The following is a 26,758-nucleotide window of genomic DNA, read 5'->3' on the forward strand; positions in this document are numbered from 1 at the left end:
GCCACAACAGCTCACTTGCCGCAGGTTCCGCGCAGCTTTCAATTGTTGAGGTTTCTTTATGTTTGATTACTCCGCCCGCCCCGACCTGCTCGAAGGCCGCATCATTCTCGTCACCGGCGCCGGCCGCGGGATCGGCGCCGCTGCCGCCAAGGCTTATGCCGCCCATGGCGCCACCGTGCTGTTGCTGGGCAAGACCGAGGCCAACCTGACCCAGGTCTATGACGAAATCGAAGCGGCCGGCCATCCGCAACCAGCGGTGATTCCCTTCAACCTCGAAACTGCCCTGCCCCATCAATACGATGAGCTGGCCGCCATGATCGAGGCCGAGTTCGGTCACCTCGACGGGCTGCTGCACAACGCCTCGATCATTGGTCCGCGCACGCCGCTGGAGCAGCTTTCCGGCGAGAATTTCATGCGCGTGATGCAAGTGAACGTCAACGCCATGTTCATGCTCACCAGCACGTTGTTGCCGCTGCTCAAATTGTCCAGGGATGCCTCCGTGGTGTTCACTTCCAGCAGCGTCGGACGCAAAGGCCGGGCGTATTGGGGCGCTTATGGCGTGTCCAAGTTCGCCACCGAGGGGCTGATGCAAACTCTCGCTGACGAAGTCGACACCGTAGCGCCAGTGCGTTCCAACAGCATCAATCCCGGCGCCACCCGCACCAGCATGCGGGCCCAGGCCTACCCGGGAGAAAATCCGCTCAACAATCCGACACCCGAAGAAATCATGCCGGTCTACCTGTACCTCATGGGACCTGACAGCCAGGGCGTCAATGGCCAGGCGCTCAACGCGCAGTGACAGCCATCCGCGTCGCGGCGGTTTACCGTCGCGACGCACCCTTCCTCGATGCGCCACCCAACCGAAACGCCAAGCCGTTGCCGCCGCTTGCTCGCATTACGACCACCGTCAGTCATCAACGCCTTGATTCAATAGTGGTTTTTATCAAGGTGAACTGAATGGCACGAGTTTCGCTCTAACCCTTTTAAACACGCCGTGTCCGGCGAGTAGCGAACATTGCGAAGGGTTTATGCCTGCCAGATAAAGCGGACTAAACTCAACTCAGTGTCCTTCGGGACTGATGGATCAGTACGACGCGTAGCCTAGGGCCACCTCACCCCCGCCGGTCAGGATCGATAAAGTTCAGGGGCTCACGCCATATGAAAACGCCCACACAGACCAACGCGATCGACTTTGATAGCGCCAAGTTGCAGCGCCTGGGCCTGGCCCAGCCGTCTCCACTCGTGGCGCGGCCCGTCAGCCTGTCCCAGCTGCGCCAACAACTTGGTCAACAGTTGCAGACCAGCCTGGAACCGCAACGGATCCTTGGCTTGTTCTTCCGCGAAGTGCAACGGCTGGTGCCCTTGGACGCGCTGGCGTATCAGCACAAGCCCAGCGACCTGCGTATGGAATTCGGCCAACGCGGACACCACAACCTCAGCTACAACCTCAGCCATGAGGGCGAACATCTGGGTGAGCTGGTGTTCCGCCGCAATCAGCGCTTTACCGAGTCGGAACAGAGCGATCTGGAATCGACACTGTCTTCGCTGTTTTTTCCGCTGCGCAACGCCTTGCTCTACCGCGCCGCCACCCAAAGCGCCCTACGCGATCCGCTGACCGGCACCGGCAACCGCATCGCGATGGACCAGACGCTGGAACGTGAGATCGACATGGCCCGGCGCCACATGCAGCCACTGTCGCTGTTGATGCTGGACATCGATCATTTCAAGCGGATCAACGACACCCATGGGCATGGTGTCGGCGATGAAGTGCTCAGGGCCGTCGCTGACTCGATCAAGAGCCATCTGCGCAATGTCGACATGGTGTTCCGGTTTGGCGGGGAAGAGTTCCTGATCCTGCTGGCCAACACCAGCCGGGATGCCGCGGCCATGGTCGGCGAACGGCTGCGTTATGCCGCCCAGACCCAGGATTATTTCGCCGGCGGGACGAGGATTGAACTGACCGTCAGCCTCGGCTGCGCGACATTGCTGCCGGGCGAGTCGGCCGAAAGCCTCTTGCGCCGAGCCGACAGTGCGCTGTATGTAGCCAAGCGCGAGGGCAGAAACCGGTTGACGATGGCGGGCTGAAGCCCCATCTGCTCGACGCCGACACACCGCCATCGCGAGCAGGCTCGCTCCCACAGGGGATTGGCGGTGTACATAAGATCTTCACTCACCACAAAACCACTGTGGGAGCGAGCCTGCTCGCGAAGGGGCCGGGTCTGCCAATACAAGATTAACTGCCAGACCGCCATCGCGAGCAAGCTCGCTCCCACAGGGGATTGGCGGTGTACATAAGATCTTCACTCACCACAAAACCACTGTGGGAGCGAGCCTGCTCGCGAACGGGCCGGGCCTGCCAACTCAGGTTAACTGCCAGACCGCCATCGCGAGCAAGCTCGCTCCCACAAGGGATTGGCGGTGTACATAAGATCTTCACTCACCACAAAACCACTGTGGGAGCGAGCCTGCTCGCGAAGGGGCCGGGCCTGTCAACGCAAGGTTAACTGCCAGACCGCCATCGCGAGCAGGCTCCCACAAGGGATTGGCGGCGTACATAAGATCTTCACTCACCACAAAGCCACTGTGGGAGCGAGCCTGCTCGCGAAGGGGCCGGGCCTGCCAACGGTTAACTGCCAGCCCGCCATCGCGAGCAAGCTCGCTCCCACAGGGGATTGGCGGTGTACATAAGATCTTCACTCACCACAAAGCCACTGTGGGAGCGAGCCTGCTCGCGAAGGGGCCGGGTCTGCCAACGCAAGGTTAACTGCCAGCCCGCCATCGCGAGCAAGGTCGCTCCCACAGGGGATTGGCGGTGTACATCAGATTTTCGATCCCCACAAAACCATTGTGGGAGCGAGCTTGCTCGCGAAGGGGCCGGAACATTCAACACAAGGTTGACGGTTCAGACCGCTTTCGCGAGCAAGCCCGCTCCCACAGGAGGGTCAAGCTATCGGGTGTCAGCTACCCGCCAACGCCAGGCGCTCGCGGCTGGGCGGGGTCTTCTCGGCTACGCCCGATTGCTCCAGCTGCATGCATCGTTCCAGGAACAGATACATGTAGTCGTAGCTCTTGCAAACGGCCTGCCGCAGCTCCACCTGCAGCGCCTTGCTCGGGTTCATGCCCGCCAGTGTGCAGATGATTTCCAGCGCTTCCCAAGGGTGGGCATCGTCATACTGGGCATGCATCTTCAGCCATTTCATGGCCCGCTTGCGGTCTTCCTCGGCGAAGGCCGATGCGTAGACGCCATTGGAGCAGACCAGCGCCGACCATTCCCCGGTCGCGCCCTCGATGGCGTAGTTGGTCGCCGCGATCGCCACGATCAGCGAGTCCGCCGAGCTGGTGTGCCAGCACCAATGGCTCAGTGCGTGCAGCTCGGGCGGCACCTGCTGTGCCTGGAGATCCTCGAGCGTCACACCATGGGCGGCGCTCCAGTTCACCCAGTAGTCGGCGTGATTGAGTTCGACACGAATGTTGCGCATCAGCCAGCGACGCGCCATGTCCTCGCCAGGGTGGCGGGCAAAGCGGGTCTTGGTGAGATTCTGTGCCATGTATAAAGCGAACTGTTCAACGACCGGCCAACCACCAATGAGGTAGTGGCGCATGGTCTTGGCGCTGAGCTTGTTGTCACGCATGCGTTGATACAGCTCGTGTTCGACAACCCGGCGCTTGCTCTCGCTGCAATCTGTAATGAGCTGCTGTGCCCATTTCGGATAGCTACTAGCGTCCATGAGCGGGCCTGTTCGGTTGAATGTGTCGATCACTGTCGGGCTCCTTTTGATTGTGATTTTTTGCGGACCAACAAGAGTTTCAGCGGAACGTGCCGGGGGCCTTGAATAACAACGGCTGGGGCCTGGCCGGCCTGCACTGCAATGTGTCACAGGTAAACATTTGTGGACGCTCGATAACATACCCCTGAGCGTAATCCACGCCAATCTCAAGCAATGCCTGTTCGATCTGTACCGTTTCTACGAACTCGGCAATCGTACGCTTACCCATGACGTGGCCGATATGATTGATCACTTCGACCATTGCCCGGTTAATTGGGTCGTCCAGCATATCCTTTACGAAACTCCCATCGATCTTCAGGAAGTCTACAGGTAAATGTTTCAAGTAAGCGAATGAAGACATTCCGGCACAAAAGTCATCCAGGGAAAAGTAACAACCCAAGCCTTTGAGTTCATTGATAAAGCGGATCGCACTGCCCAGATTGGAAATTGCACTGGTCTCGGTAATTTCAAAACAAATCATTTCTGGTGGGATGGCGTACGTCTCAAACTGTTTACGCAGGAAGTCCAGGAATGCCTGATCTCCTATAGTCGTGCCTGACAGATTAATCGCACACATTGCCAACGGACCCCGCCTTGATTCGTTCAGGCACTGGCGAATGATCCTGAAAACATTCTCCACTACCCAACGGTCCAGCGAAGTCATCAGGCCATAACGTTCCGCCGCCGGGATGAAACTGTCCGGCAGGATCATCCGGCCCGCCTCGTCATGCAGGCGCAACAGGATTTCAATGTGACCGCCGCCATGGTCACCGGGACCCAATGCGGCAATTTCCTGGGCGTAGAGACAGAAGCGATTTTCTTCCAGGGCCATATGCAGGCGCTGGACCCAGGCCATCTCGCCGAAACGCAGGGACAGTTCCGAATCGTCGGCATGGTAGACCTGGACCCGGTTGCGCCCTTTTTCCTTGGCCATGTAGCACGCCATGTCCGCGGCCCGCAGGGACGCCTCCAGCGTGGTCGGACTCTGGGCGATGTGCACGAGGCCAATGCTCACGGTGGTCACGAATGGCCGACCTTTCCATACAAAATGCAGGTTCTGTACGGTCTGGCGCAGACCTTCGGCAATTTTTTCCGCCGCGTCCGGCGAACAGTTTTCCAACAAGATGCCGAACTCATCCCCGCCCAGCCGGGCCAATGTATCGTTTTCCCGCAACCCCGATTGCAGCAGCGCGCAAATATGGCGCAGCAACTCGTCACCCGCGGCATGACCGCACGTGTCGTTGACCAGCTTGAACTGATCCAGGTCGAGAAACATCAAGGCGTGGCGGCCCACTTGCCGAGTGAGGTTATGCAGGGCCTGTTCGAGGCGGTATTCGAATTCGCGACGGTTCGCCAGGCCGGTCAATGCATCGTGCGTGGCCTGCCAGGACAGGTTGGCGATGTACTGCCGCTCCTGGGTCATGTCGTGCAACACCAGCACCGCGCCGCTGACCTTGCCCGCGTGGCGGATCGGCGCACCGACCAGCGTGACCGACACGGTGCTGCCGTCCAGCCTCTGGATCAGCTTGGAATGTTCGCTGCCGCCGCCAAGCCGCCCGCTGAGGATATGCTCGATCAATGTCAGCCCCTCGGTCTGGGCATTGTCGTCGAGCAGATTGAACAGCGCCGCCAGGGGCAGCCCCGCCGCATGCTCGGCTTTCCAGTGCGTCATCGCTTCGGCCGCGGGGTTCATGTAGGCAATGGCGCCTTCAACGTCGGTGGTGATCACCCCGTCGCCGATCGATTGCAGGGTGATCTGCGCCCGCTCCTTCTCTAACTGCAGCGCGTTGGCGAAGACTTGTCGCTGGGCCAGCAATTTATGCGTGCGCAACAGCGCCAGCACGATCAGCCCCAGGGCAGTGGCGAAGTTGGTCACGAGCAACAGGCGCAGGATGAACCGCGACCCCTCGCCCAGCGCATCGCTGAAAGCCTTGGCGGCCGGCGTCACCGAATCGTTGATCGCGAAAATCTGCGCTTTCCAGCCTCGCACGTCGTTTTCCGTCGCCTCCCCCGCCGTGATGCTGCGATGCATTTGTCGCGCGACATTATCCAGCTCGGTGAGGTAGCCATCGCCCACTGTCCAGAGGTCGATGGCTTCTTCCAGATAACTGAAGTGGCGAAAGTTGAGGTACAGCCAGATCAGGCTGGAAACGTCGTCCGGATGGTTCCCGCCCTGGAGGATCCCGGCCCGCGCCGCTTCCAGGTCCGGCGGTTGGCGGTCGAGGGCCACGCGAAGGTCATGGCCGCCCTCAGGCACGGCGATGGCCTGTTGGTATTTGCGGAAAATCGATTCGTCACGGCTGTCGGCATACAAATTCAGGTAATAAATGGCGTCTTTCTGGCCCTTGGACCAAAGACTTTCCCCCGCCACATATCCGCGTACCGCAGACAAGACATACAGGCTGACGCCGCCAAGCAATGCTTGAAATAGCACAACGGCAATAAAGGGCCAGACAATGCCCAACAATCGTGGCGTTCCGAGAGTCCGCTTTTGCTTCATGAGGTCCCTTGCACAAGCATTGCCAATGAGCACCCGCGAGAATTCCGCTCCAGATTCCACAGCCTAGGCTAGTTTTCGATCCTTCGAACGAATGGATCACGGGATCGCTTGGCTTGGGGTGGAGATTCGGACGAATCGGGGGCTCTGGCTGATTTTTTTCCGATACTAAGCACAGAAAAGCAAAGGAAACTCAAGGTCGCTGTATTTGTTGCAAGTGACCATAGAGTCGAGCGTACAAACCACCCTCGGCAATCAGTTGCAGATGGTCGCCGTCTTCGGCGATTTGCCCGCCGTCGAATACCAATACCCGGTCGGCCTGTTTCACCGCCGATAATCGGTGGGCGATGATCAAGGTGGTGCGCCCGTGCAGGAACTTCGCCAATGCCTGGTGCAGGTTATATTCGGTGGCGGCGTCCAGCGCCGATGTGGCTTCATCGAGAATCACCACCCGGGGATCGGCCAGGACCATGCGCGCAATCGCCAGTCGCTGACGCTGCCCGCCCGACAACCTCACCCCGGATCGACCCACGACACTCTCCAGCCCCATGGGCAGCGCCCGCACTGTCGATTCGAGCTGGGCGATCGCCAGTGCTCGCCAGCAATCCTCATCGCTGCAGTCGCGACCCATGGACAAATTGGCCCGCACCGTGTCGTTGAACAGCGCCGGGTGCTGAAGCACCACCGCGACATTTTCCCGGATGGTTTCCAGGCCGATTTCCTGTTGGCTCGCGCCCCCGAACCGAATACTGCCGGCCTGTGGCGTATAGAGCCCCAACAGCAGTTGCACCAGGGTGCTTTTTCCGCCACCGCTGGCCCCGACGATTGCGACCTTTTCCCCCGGCGAGATGGACAGGTTCATCTGATCGAGCACCCGCTCCTCGCCGTAGCCAAAACTGAGCCCCTGAATGTCGATGCCTACCGTGTCCCGCCCTTTGAATGGGTCGACGCCACCGTCGTACTGAGGCTCATCGGCGCGGGCCAGCAATTCGTTGATGCGATTCAAGGCGCCGGACGCCGCGTAATAGGCGTATTGCAGGTTCAGCAGTTGCTCGACTGGGCCAATCATGAACCACAAGTAGCTGAACACCGCGAGCATCTGGCCCACGGACAGGTCCGAAAACAACACGGTGAGCATGGCCGCGGCGCGGAAAATGTCGATGCCGAACTGGAACAGCAGGCCACTGGCACGGTTCGAGGCGTCGGTTTTCCATTGTGAATTCACCGCGTAGTCCCGGACATCCCGGGCACGCATCCCCAATCGTCCGAGGAAAAATCCCTGGCGGTTACCGGCGCGTACTTCCTGGATGGCATCCAGGGTTTCAGTCAGCGCCTGGGTGAAACGCGAGGTGCTGTCGTTTTCCAGCTTCTTCAGGTGCTTGACCCGCTTGCCCAGCTGCACCGTGGCGTAGATCACCAACGGATTGAACAACAGGATCAGCAGCGCCAGCTTCCAGTGCATCCACATCAGGATCCCGGCGGTGCCCACCAGGGTCAGCATGGCCACCAGGAACCGGCTGAGGGTTTCGCCGACGAACTTGTCGAGAGTGTCCAGGTCGGTGACCAGATGGGTGGTCACGGTGCCGCTGCCCAGGCTTTCGTATTCGCCGAGGGAAATGCGTTTGAGGCGTTCAATCAGCCGGATACGGATGCGATAGACGATGTCCTTGGCCAGGCTGGCGAATAAACGGGCCTGCAAGACGTTGAACAGCAATGCGCCGCAACGCAGTGCCAACGTCACGAGCAGCATCAACCCAATGTAGCCGGCCGCACTCTGCCAGGCCGCCGGCAGCGCATGATTCATGACCTTCAATGCCGCGTCGCCGTGACCCAGCAGGACTTCGTCCACCAGTAACGGCAGCAACAACGGGATTGGTACGCTGCACAGCGTCGCCAGCACGGCAACGCCGTTGGCGATCCACAGGGCTTTCTTGTGCTTGAGGGCCAGGCGACGGATTTCCGCCCAGCTCAACCGATCGATGCGCCGCGTGGCGGATACGCCATCACCGGGCAGGTCAGGCACAGGCCGCGCGCTCCAACCAGCGGCCCAGCAGCGGGGCCAACTGATCCAAAGGTTGGTAGCCGTTGGTCAGCAAGGCCAATTGGCCGTCCCGTTCGGCCAGCAGCGTGGGGAACCCGGCGATGCCCAGGTCTTGTACCCAAGTGAAATCAGCGGCCGTGGCGGCATGCTGATCGGCGCGATCGAAGGCGGCGGCAAACTCGATGCGAGGCAGCCCGGCCTGCTCCGCCAGTTCCACCAGGACGCTGGCGTGAGTCACGTCGCGACCCTGCGCATAAAAAGCCTGCTGGATCAGCTTCATCAGCGTCCAGGCCATGTCCGGCGCCAGGCTGCGGGCCGTCACCAGCGCGCGGCAAGCGGGCTCGGTGTCATAGACAAAACCGTCCGGTAGCGCACCCTCGAGCTTGAACGGCTGGCCGGTGGCCTGGGTGACCGCCTGCCAGTGTTCCAAGATGTAGCGCCGAGTCGTCGGCTCCAAGGCCGAACCGCTGCCAGTGCGCAAGCCGCCCACCACCAGGTGCAATTCCACGCCCGCGGCCTGCGCCTGCTCGGCCAACGCCTCGGCCACCGGCGCGAAGCCCCAGCACCAGGAACACATCGGGTCCATCACATACAGCAGGCGCGACGCCATGGCTCAAGCCTCGGAAGGTGTTTGCTTGTAGTTGTAGCCGATCGGGTGCGGCATGTTGCGGGCCTTGGCCAGTTCGATCTGCTTTTGCCGGTCGATGGCGCTGCGGCGGGTCTTCTCGCTCAGCTTGTCCCAGCAGTGCGGGCAACTGATCCCGGGCACGTAGTGCTCGGAGGCGCGATCTTCAACGCTCACCGGCGTACGGCATGCATGACATTGATCGTAGTCGCCTTCGCTGAGATCGTGGCGCACGGTCACGCGGTTATCGAATACAAAGCAGTCGCCGCGCCATTTGGTTTCTTCCTGGGGCACCTCTTCAAGGTATTTCAGGATGCCGCCCTTGAGGTGATAGACCTCGTCGAAACCTTGGCCAAGCATATAGCTCGACGCTTTTTCACAACGAATGCCACCGGTGCAGAACATCGCCACTTTCTTGTGCCGGGTTGGGTCGAAGTGGGCTTTGATGTAGTCGGGGAACTCTCGGAAGCTGGTGGTCTTGGGATCGATGGCGCCTTCGAAGGTGCCGATGGCCACTTCGTAGTCATTGCGCGTGTCGATCAGCAGGACTTCCGGATCGCTGATCAAGGCGTTCCAGTCTTGCGGCTCGACATAGGTGCCAACCTGCTTGTTCGGGTCCACGCCGTCGACGCCGAGGGTGACGATTTCTTTCTTGAGCTTGACCTTGGTGCGGTAGAACGGCTGCTCGTCGCAGTACGACTCCTTGTGGTCGATATCATCCATGCGCGGGTCGTTCTTGAGCCAGGCCATCAATCCGTCAATCCCTTCGCGGGTGCCGGAAACGGTGCCATTGATGCCTTCCTCGGCGATCAACAACGTGCCTTTGATGCCGTTGTCGAGCATCGCCTTGAGCAGGGGCTCGCGCAGCTCGACGTAATCTTCCAGGGTGACGAACTTATACAGTGCCGCCACGACAATGGGTGGTGTCATGGGTATTTCTCCAGGTGGCTACCCTCGCAAAGGGTGAACCGGATGCGAAAAAAAACGCGCCGGGTAAGCGGCGCGGTGCGGATTCTAGCAAAAACATATGTATTGCAGGGCTGCAATTGCAAGGCCGGACACTGCCCTGTGGCGAGGGGATTTATCCCCGCTCGGCTGCGAAGCAGGCGCCAGGCTTCCTTCCGGATGGGCCTGCTTCGCAGGCCAGCGGGGATGAATCCCCTCGCCACAACAAGCTACTTCACCCATGACAATCAGTGCTTGCTGCCTCCGGCACAGGTCGGCGAAGCCGGGGCCGCGTCGATCTCGGCCCATTCTTGCGGCGTGTAGGTGTGCAGCGCCAGTGCATGGAATTCGCCCATCAATTCGCCCAGCGTGCCGTAGACCATCTGGTGACGCTTGACCCGATTGAGCCCCTCGAACTGTCGGCTGACCACGACCGCCTTGAAGTGGGTCTGCAACCCACGGCTGTGCATGTGGCTTTCGTCCAGCACTTGCAAGTGCTCGGGCTGCAGAAGCCCAAGGGTCGATTCAATGCGTTGTTGCATGCTCATGCCAGGGCTCCGCTTATGGCTTTTTCTTGGCCGGGGCAGCGGCTTTCGGCTCGAGCTCGGCGGTCATGTCCGCCAGCAGCTTGTTGACCACCGGCACCGCGCTTTCCAGCTTGGCCTGGGTCAGTTGCGCCGATTGCTGGGTCAGCTGGGGCATTTTTTCCAGGACTTTCTTGCCCAGGGGAGACTGATAGAAGGACACAAGTTCCTTGAGCTCCGATTCGCTGAAGTTGCTGGTGTAGAGCTTGACCATGTCCGGCTTGAGCTTGTTCCAGCCGATGGCCTGGTCCAGCGCGGCATTGGCCTTGGCCTGGTAGGTTTCCAGCGTGGCCTTTTTCGACTCGGGAGCTTTGGTCTGCTCGAAGCGCTGGGCAAACATCTGCTGTACTTGCATGTAGACGGGGGTACCCAGCTTGTCGGCATGCGCCAGGGTCAGGAACGCTTCGGCACTGGCGTTGTGGCTGGCGGTATCGGCGAAGACAGGGCCGCTGGCACACACCAGAGCAACGGCGGTACAGATGGCACGAAGACGGGTCATCGAGTTTCCTTTTCTAACAGGCGAGGTAAAACCCCAAGGGCGACCATTCTGCGCCTAATAAACGCCGGGGCTCAACCCCGACCCTTGGCGGGGCCGATTGACGGACAGAACCGCGCGCTCCTAGATTGAGGGGTGATTGAGGGAACCGCTGGCGCCCACCAGGGCCTAAACTGCGCATTCAGACCTACAGGAGTTTGACCCGATGAGCCGTATTGAAACCGACAGCCTTGGCCAGGTTGAAGTCCCGGATGAAGCCTATTGGGGCGCACAGACACAGCGCTCCATGATCAACTTTGCCATCGGCAACGAACGCATGCCGCTGTCGGTGTTGCACGCTTTGGCGCTGGTCAAAAAAGCCGCCGCGCGGGTCAACGACCGCAACGGTGACCTGCCCGCCGACATCGCCCGCCTGATCGAGCAGGCCGCCGACGAGGTGCTGGCCGGCCAGCATGACGACCAGTTTCCTCTGGTGGTCTGGCAGACCGGCAGCGGGACCCAGAGCAACATGAACGTCAACGAGGTCATCGCCGGGCGCGCCAATGAGCTGGCGGGCAACCCGCGAGGCGGCAAGAGCCCGGTTCACCCCAACGACCACGTCAACCGTTCCCAGAGTTCCAACGACTGCTTCCCCACCGCGATGCACATCGCCGCCGCCCAAGCCGTCTACCAGCAATTGCTGCCGGCCATCAGCGAGTTGTCGGGTGGTCTCGCGGAACTGGCGGCGCGCCATATGAAGCTGGTCAAGACCGGCCGTACCCACATGATGGACGCCACGCCGATCACGTTCGGCCAGGAACTGTCCGCGTTCATCGCCCAACTCGATTATGCCGAACGAGCGATCCGCGCCGCCTTGCCGGCCGTCTGCGAGCTGGCCCAGGGCGGCACGGCGGTGGGCACAGGGCTCAATTCCCCCCATGGTTTTGGCGAAGCGATTGCCGCTGAGTTGGCGGCGTTGTCCGGCTTGCCCTTCGTTACCGCGCCGAACAAGTTCGCTGCGCTGGCGGGCCATGAGCCGCTGACCACATTGTCCGGCGCGCTGAAGACCCTGGCCGTGACCCTGATGAAAATCGCCAACGACCTTCGCCTGCTGGGTTCCGGGCCGCGAGCGGGGTTTGCCGAGGTGAAATTGCCGGCCAACGAGCCGGGCAGTTCCATCATGCCTGGCAAGGTCAACCCGACCCAGTGCGAAGCCTTGTCGATGCTCGCCTGCCAAGTCCTGGGCAACGACGTGGCCATCGGTTTCGCCGCCAGCCAGGGTCACTTGCAGCTGAACGTGTTCAAGCCGGTGATCATCCACAACCTGCTGCAATCGATCCGCCTGCTGGCCGATGGCTGCAGCAACTTCCAACAGCATTGCATCGCCGGCCTCGAACCGGATGCCGAGCAGATGGCGGCGCACCTGGAACGCGGATTGATGCTGGTGACGGCGCTGAACCCGCACATCGGCTACGACAAGTCGGCGGAAATCGCCAAGAAAGCCTACAGCGAGGGGCTGACCCTGCGGGAGGCCGCGTTGCAGCTGGGGTACCTGACCGATGAGGAGTTCGAGGCCTGGGTCCGGCCGGAGAACATGCTGGAGGCCGGTGGGCAGGGTTGAGTTTGTTGTCCTGAAGGCCGCCATCGCGAGCAGGCTCGCTCCCACAGGGGCCGGTGTGGGCCTTGATGTCGAGTCCACAGACGAACCCATGTGGGAGCGAGCCTGCTCGCGATGGCGCCAGCAGGCTCGACATCACCATACATGACACCCACCTACGCTCCCTCAGCGATCTAGCGACCCACCGCCAAACGCTCGCGCCGGGCCCTGAGCCCGGCGATGAGCGATGGTCCCAACGCCACCAGCGCGGACCCCAGCACGACCAACACCGCCCCGCCATACCCCAAAACGTTGATCTGTTCGGCATGGACATACTCGGGCCACCACCAGGCGGCCATCGCCACGGCGGCGAACGTCACCAGCGGCGTGATCGCCAGGGTCGCGCTGACCCGCGAGGCTTCCCAATGGGCCAGCGCCTCGGCAAACGCACCATAAGCAATCAACGTGTTGAGGCAACAGGCGAGCAACAGCCAGCCCTGCAATGGGGTCAGTTGCAACGCCTCCAGCGGATGAACCCAAGGCGTGAGCAACAACGCGCAGAACAGGTAGATCACCATCATCACTTGCAATGAATTCCAGACCGTCAACAGTTGCTTCTGGCCCAGGGCATAAAACGTCCAGACCGTCGACGCAGACAGCACCAGCAAAACCCCGGCGGTGTAGTCGCTCAACGACGTCAGCAACTCGGTGAGACGCTGGTTGAAGAACAGCGCAAAACCAATCAGCAACACCAGCAGGCCAATGCCCTGCCCCACGCTGAAACGCTCCTTGAATACAAACAGACTGGCGACCAGCAGCATGATCGGGCCCATCTGCACCACCAGTTGCGCCGTACCGGGACTCAGGCGGTTCAGGCCCATCAGGTACAGGACGTAGTTACCCACCAGCCCCAACACCGCCATCACCACCAGCCAGCCGCCACGCGGGCCAAGCACCTTGCGGCTGGGCAGGCGCCGTGTCGCCGCCAGGTACACGAAGAGCAACCCGCCGGACACCATCAGCCGAAACCAGGTCACCGTCACCGGATCCATCACTTGCAGCACTTGCTTGAGCTTGATCGGCAGGATTCCCCACAACAGGGCGGTCAACAAAGCCAGAAGAAGCCCGTAGACCCAGCGACCGGACGATATGTGCATGCAACCCTCGAAGCCCTCGATATGAACGCCCATTCTAGGCTCGGATCGATCGGTGGCACAGGCACAATCGGGCATTTGGCGCCGACGCAATTGTACGGGTCGCTAGCCGTCGATCGGCTGGACAGGCGCAAACCTGCGACACCACATATGCTCAATTGAGACAACCACGCAGCCCCCATGGAGACCCGAAATGCCAGGAACGCGCGCAAACGATACAGACGCCCCCAAGACAGTATTCCGCAGTGACCGGATCTGCCGGGTGAATGGCGAATTTTATTTCAATACGCGCGAAGGCACCCAGGAAGGTCCGTTCGAAACTCGTGAGGCGGCGGAGCAGGAGATTGCGGCATACATCCAACGGATGCAGAAGTTGCCCAAGGTGGCTGAACAGTTTGCAGCTCCCGTGGCGAGGGAGCTTGCTCCCGCTGGGCCGCAAAGCGGCCCTTCTATGGTTCATACCCAGTAAAAAGGGGCAACTGCTTCGCAGCCGAGTGGGAGCAAGCGCCCTCGCCACGAAGCTCCTGAGGCGGCGCTTATCGCACCGCCTCGAACAACCCCGTCGCCCCCATCCCGCCGCCCACGCACATGGTCACGACGCCATAGCGCAGGTTGCGCCGTTGCAACTCCCGCACCAGATGCCCCACTTGCCGCGAGCCGGTCATGCCGAACGGGTGACCGATGGAAATCGAGCCGCCGTTGACGTTGTATTTCTCGTTATCGATTTCCAACCGGTTGCGACTGTAGAGGCATTGGGAGGCAAACGCTTCGTTGAGCTCCCACAGATCGATGTCGCCAATCTGTAGCCCCTTGGCCTTGAGCAACCTGGGCACCGAGAACACCGGGCCGATGCCCATCTCGTCCGGCTCGCAACCGGCGACGGTAAAGCCGCGGAAAAACGCCTTGGGTTTGAGCCCCAGGGCCAGGGCTTTTTCCAGGCTCATCACCAGCGTCATCGAGGCGCCATCGGACAGTTGGGAAGAGTTGCCCGCCGTCACCGAACCGTCCTCGGCAAACACCGGCTTCAAGCCGGCCAGGCTTTCGTAGGTGGTATCGGGGCGGTTGCAGTCATCGCGGTCAACCACACCGTCCAGAATCTGAACCGCGCCGGTGTTCTTGTCCTCGACCCGGTACTTGACCGTCATCGGCACGATTTCATCGTTGAACAGCCCTTCGGCCTGGGCCCGGGCCGTGCGCTGCTGGCTCTGCAAGGCGTAGCGGTCCTGCGCCTCGCGGCTCACCTGATAACGGCGCGCGACGACCTCGGCAGTCTGACCCATGGGGAAGTAGATTCCCGGCACCTGTTCCTTGAGCAATGGGTTGATCAGGTTGTCGGTGTTGACGCTCTTCATCGTCAGGCTGATGGATTCGACGCCGCCGGCGACGATGATCTCGCTGCAACCCGAGGCGATCTGGTTGGCGGCAATCGCGATGGCTTGCAGGCCCGAGGAGCAGAAACGGTTAAGGGTCATCCCGGCGGTGCCGATGCCCAGTTGCGAGAGCACCGCCACGTTACGCCCGATGTTGAAGCCTTGGGCGCCTTCGTTGGAACCGGCGCCGACGATGCAATCCTCGACACTGGCCGGGTCGATGTCGTTACGCGCCAGCAACGCATTGACGCAATGCGCCGCCATGTCGTCCGGACGGGTCATGTTGAACTTGCCGCGAAAGGACTTGGCCAATCCGGTCCGTACGCTGTCGACGATCACCACTTCACGCATGGCGGCACCTCATTGTTGTTATCGGTTAAGAGTGGATTCGAGGATAAATCCACCGCATAACCGAACGCGACAATCATTCACCCCGCGTATGCGTGCCCATCGTGCTAGTTCTTTTTCCGCGCTTGCCTGGCGGAACGCTCGAACGCGGCCTCCAGCGCGTCATTGAGCGTGCGCAACACCTTGACCCGGGCCCAGCGCTTGTCATTGGCCTCCACCAGCGTCCAAGGAGCGATCTCGGTGCTGGTGCGATCGACCATGTCGCAGACCGCCGAACGATAGGCGTCCCACTTGTCCCGGTTGCGCCAGTCGTCCTCGGTGATCTTGAAGCGCTTGAAGGGGATTTCCTCCCGCTCCTGGAAGCGCTCCAGCTGCGTTTCCTTGTCGATCGCCAGCCAGAACTTCACCACCACCACGCCGGCATCGGCCAACTGTTCCTCGAAATCGTTGATCTCACCGTAGGCTCGCAGCCAGTCGGCACGGCTGCAAAAGCCTTCGACCCGCTCCACCAACACCCGGCCGTACCAGGAGCGATCGAACATGGTGAACTTGCCCCGGGCCGGAATATGTCGCCAGAACCGCCACATGTAGGGGTGGGCACGTTCTTCCTCAGTGGGCGCGGCAATCGGCACGATGCTGTACTGGCGCGGATCGAGCGCCGCCGCGACCCGGCGGATGGCACCGCCCTTGCCCGCCGCGTCGTTGCCTTCGAACACGGCCACCAGGGCATGCCGGCGCATGCGCTTGTCGCGCAGCAGGCCGGCGAAGCGGGCCTGCTCGGTGATCAACTGTTCTTCGTAGTCGGCCTTGTCCAGACGTAGCGTCATGTCCAGGCTATCGATCAAGGTCACCTGGTCATCCAGCGCTGGCAACGGCGCCACGTTGACCTTGGCCGCCTTGACCTTCGGCCGATCCAGGGCCTGGCGCAAGCCTTCGAGCAAGATGCGTCCGACCGCAAGGCTGCGGTAACAGGCATCCACCCCTTCGATCACATGCCACGGCGCGTAATCGCGACTGGTGCGGCGCAGCACGCGCTCGCCGTACTTGACGAACTTGTCGTAGGTCTTCGACTGCTGCCAGTCCAGCGGGCTGATGCGCCAGCTGTGCAGCGGATCGTCCTTGAGGCTTTTGAGGCGGGCCTTCATCTGTTTCTTGGACAGGTGAAACCAGAACTTGAAGATCAGCGCGCCCTCATCGCAGAGCATTTTCTCCAGGCGTTCGGCACCGTTGATCCCTTGGTCGAGCCGCGGGTCCTTGAACTCGCCGTGGACCCGCCCTTGCAGCATCTGGCTGTACCAATTACCGAAAAAAATCCCCATGCGCCCCTTGGCCGGCAGCATCCGCCAATAGCGCCAGGCCGGCGGCCGCGCCAGCTCCTCGTCAGTCTGCTGGTCGAAGGTGCGGACCTCGATCAATCGCGGATCCATCCACTCGTTGAGCAACTTCACCGTCTCGCCCTTACCCGCGCCTTCGATGCCGTTGATCAGTACGATGACCGGGAAACGCCCCTGCTGGTGCAGCTCGTATTGCGCTTCGAGCAACGCTTCGCGCAGTGCCGGGACTTCAGCCTCATAGGTTTCTTTATCAACGACGTGACCGATTTCGGCGGACTCGAACATGGGCAGCTCCTTCAAGGAATGGGGCAAGACTAGCGGATTGGATGCGCGCCTGCGCAGCAGATTCCTTCCGGATGCGGGCACCCTTGCCTTGGATCAAGCAACGCCTTGCCGATCGGCTAGAATGGCGCCTTCATTTTCGCCGAGCCCGTCATGACGCCCATTCAACACCACGCCCAACTCGACTGGGACGACCAGGGTCGCCCCCGCTCCCGGGTGTTCAACGATGTCTATTTCTCGGACCAGTCGGGCCTGGAAGAAACCCGCTACGTGTTCTTGCAACAGAACAACCTCGCCGAGCGTTTCGCCGGGCTGGCGGAGGGCGGGCGGCTGGTGATCGGTGAAACCGGGTTTGGTACCGGGTTGAATTTCCTCTGCGCCTGGCAGTTGTTCGAGCAATGCGCACCGGCCGGGGCACGGCTGCATTTTGTCAGCGTCGAGAAGTTTCCCCTGAGCCCCGAGGACCTGCGCCGGGCCCTGGCCTTATGGCCCGCGCTCAAAGTCCAGGCCGATCAATTGCTCGGGCAGTACATGGCGATCCACCCAGGTTTCCAGCGCCTGACCCTGGCGAGCGGCCGGGTCACCCTGACGTTGTTGATTGGCGATGCCCTGGAGCAATTGCCGCAACTGGATGGGCGGATCGACGCCTGGTTCCTCGACGGTTTCGCCCCGGCGAAAAACCCCGAGATGTGGAGCGCCGAGCTGTTCGCCGAGCTGGCGCGACTGGCCGCGCCGGGGGCTACCCTCAGCACCTTCACCAGCACCGGCTGGGTGCGGCGCCGGTTGAACGCGGCGGGTTTCAAGATGAAGCGCACGCCAGGCATCGGCCATAAATGGGAGATTCTTCGCGGCGTGTTCCTCGGTTGGCCGGAGCAGACGCCGTCACCCGCGCCGATCAAGCCCTGGTACGCCCGGCCCGCACCGCATACCGGCGAGCGGCGGGCCTTGGTCATCGGCGGCGGACTGGCCGGTTGCGCCAGCGCGGCCAGCCTCGCGGCCCGTGGCTGGCACGTGACCTTGCTGGAGCGTCACGCTGGGTTGGCCGAGGAAGCGTCCGGTAATCCCCAGGGCGTGCTGTACCTCAAGCTGTCGGCCCACGGCACGGCGCTGTCGCAGATGATCCTCAGCGGTTTCGGCTACACGCGGCGCGTGCTCGAACACCTGCAGCGCAGCCTCGACTGGGACGGCTGCGGTGTCCTGCAATTGGCCTTCGATGCCAAGGAAGCCGAGCGCCAGGCGCGCTTGGCCGAGGCCTTTGCGGGCAGTCTGTTGAAGGTGCTTGATCGCGATGAGGCCGAGGCGCAAGCCGGCATTGGTTTGCCCAGCGGGGGCCTGTTTTATCCCGAGGGCGGCTGGGTGCATCCGCCAGCGCTGTGTCGCTGGCAGGCTTCGAACCCGGCGATTACCTTGCAGCCACACCATGAAGTGTTGGAACTGCGGCGTGTCGACGGCCAATGGCAGGCCTGGGACGGCGAACGTTGCGTGGCCAGCGCACCGGTGGCGATCCTCGCCAGCGCGGCCGAGATCAAACGTTTCGAGCCTGCCGCCGAGCTGCCCCTCAAGCGCATTCGCGGGCAGATCACTCGCCTGCCGCAAACCACCCGCAGCCAGCGCCTGGCAACGGTGGTCTGTGCCGAAGGCTACGTGGCGCCGCCGCGAATGGGCGAGCACACGTTGGGCGCCAGTTTCGATTTTCACAGCGACGACCTGACCCCCACCGCCGCCGAGCATGCCGGCAACCTTAAGATGCTCGAAGATATTTCCGTGGACCTGGTAGACCGGCTCAACGCCAAAGCGCTGGACCCAGCGCAACTGGAAGGCCGCGCGGCGTTTCGCTGTACCAGCCCGGACTACCTGCCAATCGTCGGGCCACTGGCCGATCACTCCGCCTTCATCGAGGCGTATTCGGTTCTGGCCAAGGACGCCCGTCAAGTGCCCGACGCCCCCTGCCCCTGGCTCGACGGCCTGTACGTCAACAGCGGCCACGGCTCCCGAGGCCTGATCACCGCGCCGCTGTCGGGCGAGCTGATCGCCGCGTGGCTGGAGAACGAACCGCTGCCCCTGCCGCGAAGCGTGGCCGAGGCCTGTCATCCCAACCGATTTGCGTTACGGGCGTTGATTCGGGGCAAGGCCTGACGGACTTTGACGATTCGCCACATTCTCCTGTGGGAGCGAGCCTGCTCGCGAAAGCGGTGGTTCAACCGGCTTAGAAGTTGGCTGAACCACCGCCTTCGCGAGCAGGCTCGCTCCCACAAGGTCTAGTTTTTCCTGGACAAATGTCGCAAGACCCACAGCCTCCATCCGTCGGCTTATAACGCATCGATATAAAACTCACAGCCATCCCTCCGGTCAGTTTCAGAGTACCCGCCCTTTTGGCGTGTATGGCTTGACCCCTCCCCAACGGAAAAACCGGTAAGGACTTATGTGCGGATTAGCTGGTGAGTTACGTTTCGATCAACACCCTGCGGACCTTGCGGCCGTAGAGCGCATCACCCATCACTTGGCCCCTCGCGGCCCCGACGCGTGGGGCTTTCATAGCCAGGGCCCAATTGCCCTTGGCCATCGACGCCTGAAAATCATGGACCTGTCCGACGGCTCGGCCCAGCCGATGATCGACAATCAACTGGGCCTGTCACTGGCGTTCAACGGCGCGATCTACAACTACCCGGAATTGCGGGCCGAACTCGAAGGCCTGGGCTACGCCTTTCATTCGGGCGGCGACACCGAAGTGCTGCTCAAGGGCTATCACGCCTGGGGCGAAGCTCTGCTGCCCAAGCTCAACGGCATGTTCGCCTTCGCCATCTGGGAGCGCGACGCCAAGCGGCTGTTCATCGCCCGTGACCGTCTCGGCGTGAAGCCGCTGTACCTGTCTCGCACCGGCCAGCGCCTGCGCTTCGCCTCGGCATTGCCGGCATTGCTCAAGGGCGGCGACATCAACCCGGTGCTCGACCCGGTCGCGCTGAATCACTACCTCAATTTCCACGCGGTCGTCCCGGCGCCTCGCACCTTGCTGGCTGGTATCGAGAAGTTGCCCCCGGCCACTTGGATGCGTGTCGAGGCGGATGGCAGCACTGAGCAGAAAACCTGGTGGACGCTGCCCTACGGTCCCCGGCCCGACGAGCAGAACCTCAACCTGGAAGACTGGATCGAGCGTGTATTGGACAGCACCCGCGAAGCGGTCGCCATCCGCCAGCGCGCCGCCGTCGATGTCGGCGTGCTGCTGTCGGGCGGCGTGGACTCGAGCATGCTCGTGGGCCTGCTGCGCGAAGTCGGCGTTGACGACCTGTCCACCTTCTCCATCGGCTTCCAGGACGCCGGCGGTGAGCGCGGCGACGAGTTTCAATATTCAGACCTGATCGCCAAGCACTACGGCACCCGCCACCATCAGTTGCGCATCGACGAAAAAGAAATCATTGAACAGTTGCCCGCCGCGTTCCGCGCCATGAGTGAACCGATGGTGAGCCACGACTGCATCGCCTTCTACCTGCTCTCGCGGGAAGTGGCCAAGCACTGCAAAGTGGTTCAGAGCGGCCAGGGCGCCGATGAGTTGTTCGCCGGTTACCATTGGTATCCGCAAGTGGATGGCGCCAGCGACCCGTATGCGGCCTATCGCGCGGCGTTCTTCGACCGCACTTACGAGGAGTATGCCGCCACCGTTCAACCCAAATGGCTGACGGCCAACGATGCCGCCGGAGACTTCGTCAAGGAGCACTTCGACCAGCCGGGCGCCGATGCCGCCGTCGACAAGGCCTTGCGCCTGGACAGCACGGTGATGCTGGTGGACGACCCGGTCAAGCGCGTCGACAACATGACCATGGCCTGGGGCCTGGAAGCACGCACACCGTTCCTCGACTACCGTCTGGTGGAGCTTTCCGCTCGGGTGCCGGCCAAATTCAAGCTCCCCGAGGGCGGCAAGCACGTGCTCAAGGAAGCGGCACGCCGGGTGATCCCGAGCGAGGTCATCGACCGCAAGAAAGGCTATTTCCCGGTGCCGGGCCTCAAGCACCTTGAAGGCAACACCCTGGCCTGGGTCCGTGAACTGCTGCTGGATCCGAGCCAGGATCGCGGCCTGTTCAACCCGACCATGCTTGATCGCCTGCTGACCGACCCCAACGGCCAGCTGACGCCGTTGCGCGGTTCGCGGCTGTGGCAATTGGCAGCGCTGAACCTGTGGCTCAGCGAGCAAGGAATCTGACCGATGAAACCCCATTCCACCCTCCACAACCAACGACTCTTGCGCGGCCAACCGCCGTCCTACGAACGCTTGCAGGCACGCCTGGCCGAAGACGGCAGCGAACTCAATGCCGCCCCCATCGCCGTGCATTGCGGCTGGGGCCGGCTGCTGATCGGCCATACGTTCCCGGACCCGGCGACCCTGGCCCAGGAACTGCTCAACGAACAACCCGGCGAACGGGACATCGCCCTGTACGTCGCCGCGCCCCAGCAAGTGCTGGGGCTGGAGCCGGCGCACCTGTTTCTCGATCCGTCCGACACCCTGCGCCTGTGGTTCAGCGATTACCGACAAGCCACGCGAGTATTCCGCGGTTTCCGGATCCGCCGCGCCCAGAACGACAGCGACTGGCAGGCCATCAACCAGCTGTACCAGGCTCGCGGCATGCTGCCCATCGACCCGGAGCGATTGACACCGCGCCATCAAGGTGGCCCGGTCTACTGGCTGGCCGAGGACGACGACACCGGCGCGGTGATTGGCAGCGTGATGGGCCTCAATCACCAGAAAGCTTTCAACGATCCAGAAAACGGCAGCAGTCTCTGGTGCCTGGCGGTGGACCCACAGTGTTCACGCCCCGGCGTTGGCGAGGTGCTGGTGCGCCACCTCATCGAGCATTTCATGAGCCGGGGCTTGAGCTACCTCGACCTGTCGGTACTGCACGATAATCGGATGGCGAAAAACCTCTATGCCAAACTCGGTTTCCGCAGCCTCCAGACCTTCGCCATCAAGCGCAAGAATGGCATCAACCAGCCGTTGTTCCTTGGGCCCGGCCCCGAGGCGCAATTCAACCCCTATGCGCGGATCATCGTCGAGGAAGCGCATCGTCGCGGCATCGAAGTGCAAGTGGACGACGCCGAGGCCGGCCTGTTCACCCTGATGCACGGCAGCCGCCGGATTCGCTGCCGGGAATCGCTGAGCGACCTGACCAGCGCAATCAGCATGACGCTCTGCCAGAACAAGAGCCTGACCCACAAAGTGCTGAAAAACGCTGGCCTGAACCTGCCGGCCCAACAGCTGGCGGGCAATGCCGACGACAACCTGGCGTTTCTCGATGAGCATGAACGGGTGGTCGTGAAGCCGTTGGACGGCGAACAGGGCCAAGGCGTGGCGGTGGACCTGCGCACGATCGAAGAAGTACAGGCCGCCATCGAAGCTGCCCGGCGGTTTGACAGCCGGGTATTGCTAGAAAGCTTCCACGAAGGGTTGGACTTGCGAATCCTCGTGATCGGTTTTGAAGTGGTGGCCGCGGCAATCCGTCGCCCGGCCGAGGTAATCGGCGACGGGCAGCACACCATCGGCGCGCTCATCGAAGCCCAGAGCCGACGGCGCCAGGCCGCTACCGGCGGTGAGAGCAAGATCCCGATGGATGCCGAAACCGAGCGCACCTTGAGCGCGGCCGGTTATGCCTACGACAGCGTGCTGCCCAAGGGTGAGCATCTGTTCGTACGGCGCACGGCGAACCTGCATACCGGTGGCGTCCTGGAGGACGTGACCGCCATCCTCCATCCGACCCTGGCCGATGCGGCGGTTCGTGCAGCACGGGCCCTGGACATCCCGATGGTCGGCCTGGACCTGCTCGTCCCGGCGGCTGATCAACCGGAATACGTGTTCATCGAAGCCAACGAACGCGCCGGGCTGGCCAATCACGAACCGCAACCCACCGCAGAGCGTTTTGTGGACTTGTTGTTTCCCCATAGCCAAGCGGTGGTCTGAGATTTCTGTGGCCAGGGAGCTTGCTCCCGCTGGGCCGGGCCGGCCACTAGCGCGAGGCGGCCCCGCTGACTCACTTAGTGCTCCGATTTGAGCTCAAGGCGACTGCTTCGCAGTCGAGCGGGAGCAAGCTCCCTCGCCACGGGTCTCTCGTTCCAATATTTCGCGAGGAGTTTCCATGATCAGTAAGATTCCCGAACCGAATCTCGAATACCTGCAGAAAGTCTTGCTGGAAATGCTCGCCATTCCCAGCCCTACCGGTTTCACCGACACCATTGTCCGTTACGTCGCCGAGCGCCTCGAAGAGCTTGCCATTCCTTTCGAAATGACCCGGCGCGGCACCATCCGCGCCACCCTCAAGGGCCGCAAGAGCAGCCCCGACCGCGCAGTGTCGGCGCACCTGGACACCATTGGCGCCTCGGTCCGGGCCATCAAGGACAACGGTCGCCTGACACTGGCGCCCGTGGGTTGCTGGTCGAGCCGGTTTGCCGAGGGCAGCCGGGTCAGCCTGTTTACCGATACGGGCGTGATTCGCGGCAGCGTCCTGCCGTTGATGGCGTCCGGTCACGCGTTCAATACCGCCGTGGATGAAATGCCCATCAGTTGGGACCACATCGAACTGCGCCTGGATGCCTACTGCGCCACCCGCGCCGATTGCGAGACCCTGGGCGTGGGCATCGGCGACTACGTGGCCTTCGATCCCTTGCCCGAATTCACCGAAAGCGGCCATATCAGCGCCCGTCACCTGGATGACAAGGCCGGGGTCGCCGCGTTGTTGGCGGCGCTGAAGGCCATCGTCGACAGCGGCGAAGAGCTGCTGATCGATTGCCATCCGCTGTTCACCATCACCGAGGAGACCGGCAGCGGCGCGGCCGCCGCGCTGCCCTGGGACGTCAGTGAGTTCGTCGGGATCGACATCGCACCGGTCGCGCCGGGCCAGCACTCCAGCGAACACGCCGTAAGCGTGGCGATGCAGGATTCCGGCGGCCCTTACGACTACCATCTGTCGCGGCACTTATTGAAACTGGCCAAGGAAAACGAACTGCCGGCGCGCCGTGACCTGTTTCGCTACTACTTCAGTGACGCCCATTCCGCGATCACCGCCGGCCACGACATCCGCACCGCCCTGCTCGCTTTCGGCTGCGACGCCACCCATGGCTACGAACGCACCCACATCGACAGTCTGGCGGCTCTCAGCCGTCTGCTCGGCGCCTACATCCTCAGCCCGCCGGTGTTTGCCAGCGATGCGCAACCGGCCCAGGGTTCACTGGACCGCTTCAGCCATCAGATCGAACACGATGCACAAATGGAAAGCGACACCCGGGTGCCTTCTGTGGACAGCCTGATTGGGCAGCGTTCCGATAGCTGATCCCACATGCTCACAATTCCATCAAGAACACGCTCGCTCCCACGACAGACTTCAATGCACTGAGGCCCTGTGGGAGCGAGCTTGCTCGCGATGAAGCCAGAGCAGACATGAGAAACCCCGGGCTAGCCGCCACAGCTCATCCGCCGTAGCATCCGCCCAATATTTAGCGGAGCCCTATCATGCTGATCCCCCACGACCAACTCGAAGTCGACACCCTCACCCGCCTGATCGAGGATTTCGTCACCCGTGACGGGACCGACAATGGCGACGACACGCCTTTGGAAACCCGCGTCCTGCGGGTCCGCCAGGCCCTGACCAAAGGCCAGGCAATGATTGTCTTCGATCCGGAAAGCGAACAATGCCAATTGATGCTCAAGCACGACGTGCCCAAGCATCTATTCGATTGAACAGGCCTTGCGTGCCGCCTGGGCCTTTTTTCTCTGAATCTTGTCGTAGATTTCGGAACGATGCACTTCGACGTGTCGAGGCGCCTCCACGCCGAAACGCACGGTGCTGCCGCTGACCGACAGCACGCGCACGGAAATATTGTCACCGATGGAAATCAACTCGCCCACTGCGCGGCTTAATACGAGCATGGTTCTTGTCCTTAAGAGTGTCTGGACCTTGACCATGCCCGGCCTGTTTTCCATGCACAAGATACCGGCGCGAATTCAGTATTCCCCTACACATCGGGATCCTTGTAACTGAAGGAAATGTCCTGCAAAAAACGTTTATCGAAGCCGATCAAGGTCCCGTGAATCGCGGCCCGAAGAGAATTATTCCCGCCCCCATTACACAGAGCGCCACGCCGATCCAGTCGGAAGCCAGCGGCCGCGCGCGCTCGATGACCGCCAGCCAGCCGATGGACGCGACGATATAGATCCCACCATAGGCGGCATAGGCGCGACCGGCATACGTGGCTTCGATACGAGTCAGCAACAGGGCGAACAATGTCAGGCTGAGTAACGCCGGCGCGATCCACCAGGCGCTCTTGCCCTGGCGCAACCACATCCAGAAGGCATAGCACCCGGCGATTTCAAAGAGCGCGGCAAGGAAAAACCATAGGTAATTGAGCATGGAGCGGTCCATCAGGAGGGCACGAGGCGCCATCCTGATGGATGCCGGGAAGGCAGGTCAACTTGGGGAGTGTCGCGCCTTGGCGCGCATTTTGTCTGCCATGGCGGTCATTTCGTCGTAGAGCAGCTGTGGGTTTTTCTGCTTCAACGTCCAGGCCGCGCGCCCCTGTTCGTGGGGCAGGATCATGAACTGGCCCTCGGCAACGTGCTGGTAGATGTAGTCGGCGATGTCAGCGGCACTGATCGGCGAGCTCTCCAGCAATTTACCGACCTGGGCTTTCATGGCGGGAGTCGGCCCGCGGAACGAGTCCAGCAGGTTGGTCTGGAAGAACGACGGGCAGACCACGTGCACACCGATTTCCTGCTGCGCCAGTTCGATCAGCAGGCTTTCCGACAACGCCACCACGCCGGCCTTGGCCACGTTGTAGTTGCTCATGGCCGGGCCTTGCATCAGGGCCGCCATGGAGGCGATGTTGATGATTTTGCCACGGCTTTTTTCCAGCAGTGGCAGGAACGCCTTGCAGCCCTTGACCACCCCCATCAGGTTGATCGCGATCTGCCAGTCCCAATCCTCGAGGGACAGTTCGCTGAAGAATCCACCCGACGCCACGCCAGCGTTGTTGACGATGATGTCGATGCCGCCAAGTTTTTCTTCGCAAGCCTGGGCAAACGCGGTGAGCTGGCTGTAGTCACGCACGTCGCAACGTTGCACAAAGCCGTCGCCGCCCGCTTCGCGAACCAGCCTGAGGGTTTCCTGCAGGCCCGGTTCACTGACGTCAGACAAGGCCAGGCGCCAGCCTTCGCGGGCCCAGCGCAGCGCGATTTCGCGACCCAGGCCAGAGCCAGCACCGGTGATCATCATGCGATTTTGCATAGGGAAACAGCCTTGTTGTTCCGGGAGAGATGGGCCGAGTGTAGCGAAGGAGCCGGCCCGACCCACGTTCCATCATCTTGCTGAATGGCGAGGGCAAACCATGACAGTTGATGGGTTTGAAACCTTGGCAAGAGATGGCGTCAACCCGCGCGCAATGGCGACGACAAAAAACTTTGAATTTTTTACAGGACGTTACGGTCGGAGCTTATAAGCCGCCCGGATTTAATGCATGCGCGCTGGCAGTTGAAAGTTTCATCACTCCAGAACTGACCAATAAGGAAATCAACAATGGGCACTATACTTATCATCATCCTGATCCTCCTGCTGATCGGTGGCCTTCCGGTCTTCCCGCACTCCAGAAGTTGGGGTTACGGCCCGTCCGGTATCATCGGCGTAGTATTGGTGGTGCTGTTGATCCTGCTGTTACTTGGCAAGATATAGATCCCCAAGCGCAAAAAAAAGAGGCCTTCAAGGCCTCT

General features: G+C 61.6%; 22 protein-coding genes and 1 pseudogene. 10 read left to right on the forward strand and 13 right to left on the reverse strand.

Annotation, left to right across the window (positions count from 1 at the left end; translation table 11 throughout):
* Window positions 1–58: 58 nt before the first annotated feature.
* A complete protein-coding gene (locus tag J3P90_RS17900; RefSeq protein WP_434610331.1) occupies window positions 59–799 on the forward strand; it encodes a YciK family oxidoreductase in 741 nt (246 codons plus the stop codon).
* 359 nt (window positions 800–1,158) lie between these two features.
* Window positions 1,159–2,085: a GGDEF domain-containing protein gene (locus J3P90_RS17905; protein WP_420767781.1), complete on the forward strand. Its 927-nt coding sequence runs from the start codon at window positions 1,159–1,161 to the stop codon at window positions 2,083–2,085.
* Between the two features lie 872 nt (window positions 2,086–2,957).
* Here the strand turns inward: J3P90_RS17905 and J3P90_RS17910 are convergent.
* From J3P90_RS17910 to J3P90_RS17940, 7 genes are all read right to left on the reverse strand, one after another.
* Window positions 2,958–3,728 (reverse strand): TenA family transcriptional regulator, encoded by a 771-nt coding sequence (locus tag J3P90_RS17910; RefSeq protein ID WP_420767904.1) that lies wholly within the window; start codon window positions 3,726–3,728, stop codon window positions 2,958–2,960.
* A gap of 79 nt (window positions 3,729–3,807) precedes the next feature.
* Window positions 3,808–6,267 (reverse strand): EAL domain-containing protein, encoded by a 2,460-nt coding sequence (locus tag J3P90_RS17915; RefSeq protein WP_434563052.1) that lies wholly within the window; start codon window positions 6,265–6,267, stop codon window positions 3,808–3,810.
* A 190-nt stretch (window positions 6,268–6,457) separates the two neighbouring features.
* Window positions 6,458–8,287, reverse strand: a complete 1,830-nt coding sequence (locus J3P90_RS17920) for an ABC transporter ATP-binding protein (protein WP_434563050.1) — start codon at window positions 8,285–8,287, stop codon at window positions 6,458–6,460.
* Entirely contained in the window at window positions 8,280–8,882 is a 603-nt protein-coding gene (locus J3P90_RS17925; protein ID WP_420767913.1) for a DsbA family protein, read from the reverse strand. Before J3P90_RS17925 ends, J3P90_RS17920 begins: the two co-directional genes overlap by 8 nt.
* A gap of 36 nt (window positions 8,883–8,918) precedes the next feature.
* Window positions 8,919–9,860, reverse strand: coding sequence for a rhodanese-related sulfurtransferase (locus tag J3P90_RS17930; protein ID WP_420767907.1), 942 nt, complete (start codon window positions 9,858–9,860; stop codon window positions 8,919–8,921).
* A gap of 263 nt (window positions 9,861–10,123) precedes the next feature.
* Complete coding sequence (locus J3P90_RS17935) at window positions 10,124–10,423, reverse strand: BolA family protein (protein WP_434675156.1); 300 nt, start codon at window positions 10,421–10,423, stop codon at window positions 10,124–10,126.
* Between the two features lie 13 nt (window positions 10,424–10,436).
* Window positions 10,437–10,958 carry a DUF2059 domain-containing protein gene (locus tag J3P90_RS17940; protein ID WP_420767909.1) on the reverse strand — a complete coding sequence of 174 codons (522 nt, stop codon included), beginning with the start codon at window positions 10,956–10,958 and terminating at the stop codon, window positions 10,437–10,439.
* A gap of 202 nt (window positions 10,959–11,160) precedes the next feature.
* Between J3P90_RS17940 and J3P90_RS17945 the strand changes: the two genes are divergently transcribed.
* Window positions 11,161–12,555, forward strand: a complete 1,395-nt coding sequence (locus tag J3P90_RS17945) for a class II fumarate hydratase (RefSeq protein WP_030141034.1) — start codon at window positions 11,161–11,163, stop codon at window positions 12,553–12,555.
* 170 nt (window positions 12,556–12,725) lie between these two features.
* Here the strand turns inward: J3P90_RS17945 and J3P90_RS17950 are convergent, their stop codons facing one another.
* Entirely contained in the window at window positions 12,726–13,688 is a 963-nt protein-coding gene (locus J3P90_RS17950; protein WP_434675157.1) for a DMT family transporter, read from the reverse strand.
* A 190-nt stretch (window positions 13,689–13,878) separates the two neighbouring features.
* On the opposite strand from J3P90_RS17950, the pseudogene J3P90_RS17955 reads away from it, so the two are divergent.
* Window positions 13,879–14,073, forward strand: a pseudogene (locus J3P90_RS17955) (DUF6316 family protein); the annotation flags it as partial.
* 148 nt (window positions 14,074–14,221) lie between these two features.
* Here J3P90_RS17955 and J3P90_RS17960 read toward each other — a convergent pair.
* Both J3P90_RS17960 and pap read right to left on the reverse strand, forming a co-directional pair.
* Complete coding sequence (locus J3P90_RS17960; RefSeq protein WP_434675158.1) at window positions 14,222–15,406, reverse strand: thiolase family protein; 1,185 nt, start codon at window positions 15,404–15,406, stop codon at window positions 14,222–14,224.
* A 104-nt stretch (window positions 15,407–15,510) separates the two neighbouring features.
* On the reverse strand, window positions 15,511–17,022 hold the full coding sequence (pap, locus tag J3P90_RS17965) for a polyphosphate:AMP phosphotransferase (protein WP_434675159.1): 1,512 nt from the start codon (window positions 17,020–17,022) through the stop codon (window positions 15,511–15,513).
* A 150-nt stretch (window positions 17,023–17,172) separates the two neighbouring features.
* Here pap and mnmC point away from each other — a divergent pair, with 150 nt between their 5' ends.
* The 5 genes from mnmC (at window position 17,173) to J3P90_RS17990 (ending at window position 24,736) form a co-directional block, all read left to right on the forward strand.
* Window positions 17,173–19,155: a bifunctional tRNA (5-methylaminomethyl-2-thiouridine)(34)-methyltransferase MnmD/FAD-dependent 5-carboxymethylaminomethyl-2-thiouridine(34) oxidoreductase MnmC gene (gene mnmC / locus J3P90_RS17970; RefSeq protein ID WP_434675160.1), complete on the forward strand. Its 1,983-nt coding sequence runs from the start codon at window positions 17,173–17,175 to the stop codon at window positions 19,153–19,155.
* Window positions 19,156–19,441: 286 nt separating this feature from the next.
* Complete coding sequence (locus tag J3P90_RS17975; RefSeq protein WP_434675161.1) at window positions 19,442–21,214, forward strand: N-acetylglutaminylglutamine amidotransferase; 1,773 nt, start codon at window positions 19,442–19,444, stop codon at window positions 21,212–21,214.
* Window positions 21,215–21,217: 3 nt separating this feature from the next.
* The gene (gene ngg / locus J3P90_RS17980) at window positions 21,218–22,963 is read left to right on the forward strand and encodes an N-acetylglutaminylglutamine synthetase (RefSeq protein ID WP_420767886.1); all 1,746 of its coding nucleotides are present in this window, start codon (window positions 21,218–21,220) and stop codon (window positions 22,961–22,963) included.
* A 175-nt stretch (window positions 22,964–23,138) separates the two neighbouring features.
* A complete protein-coding gene (locus tag J3P90_RS17985; RefSeq protein WP_434675162.1) occupies window positions 23,139–24,329 on the forward strand; it encodes an osmoprotectant NAGGN system M42 family peptidase in 1,191 nt (396 codons plus the stop codon).
* A gap of 179 nt (window positions 24,330–24,508) precedes the next feature.
* Entirely contained in the window at window positions 24,509–24,736 is a 228-nt protein-coding gene (locus tag J3P90_RS17990) for a YheU family protein (protein ID WP_024778700.1), read from the forward strand.
* On the opposite strand, the gene csrA is transcribed toward J3P90_RS17990, so the two are convergent.
* From csrA to J3P90_RS18005, 3 genes are all read right to left on the reverse strand, one after another.
* Window positions 24,725–24,925: a carbon storage regulator CsrA gene (gene csrA, locus J3P90_RS17995; protein WP_420767888.1), complete on the reverse strand. Its 201-nt coding sequence runs from the start codon at window positions 24,923–24,925 to the stop codon at window positions 24,725–24,727. The genes J3P90_RS17990 and csrA overlap by 12 nt on opposite strands.
* A gap of 148 nt (window positions 24,926–25,073) precedes the next feature.
* Window positions 25,074–25,406, reverse strand: a complete 333-nt coding sequence (locus J3P90_RS18000) for a YnfA family protein (protein ID WP_434563038.1) — start codon at window positions 25,404–25,406, stop codon at window positions 25,074–25,076.
* A 57-nt stretch (window positions 25,407–25,463) separates the two neighbouring features.
* Window positions 25,464–26,279: an SDR family oxidoreductase gene (locus J3P90_RS18005; protein ID WP_434610309.1), complete on the reverse strand. Its 816-nt coding sequence runs from the start codon at window positions 26,277–26,279 to the stop codon at window positions 25,464–25,466.
* Between the two features lie 288 nt (window positions 26,280–26,567).
* Here J3P90_RS18005 and J3P90_RS18010 point away from each other — a divergent pair, with 288 nt between their 5' ends.
* On the forward strand, window positions 26,568–26,720 hold the full coding sequence (locus J3P90_RS18010) for a DUF3309 family protein (RefSeq protein ID WP_018606531.1): 153 nt from the start codon (window positions 26,568–26,570) through the stop codon (window positions 26,718–26,720).
* Window positions 26,721–26,758: the final 38 nt, after the last annotated feature.

The sequence above is a fragment of the Pseudomonas sp. D3-10 genome, from assembly GCF_051132175.1.
GTDB lineage: Bacteria > Pseudomonadota > Gammaproteobacteria > Pseudomonadales > Pseudomonadaceae > Aquipseudomonas.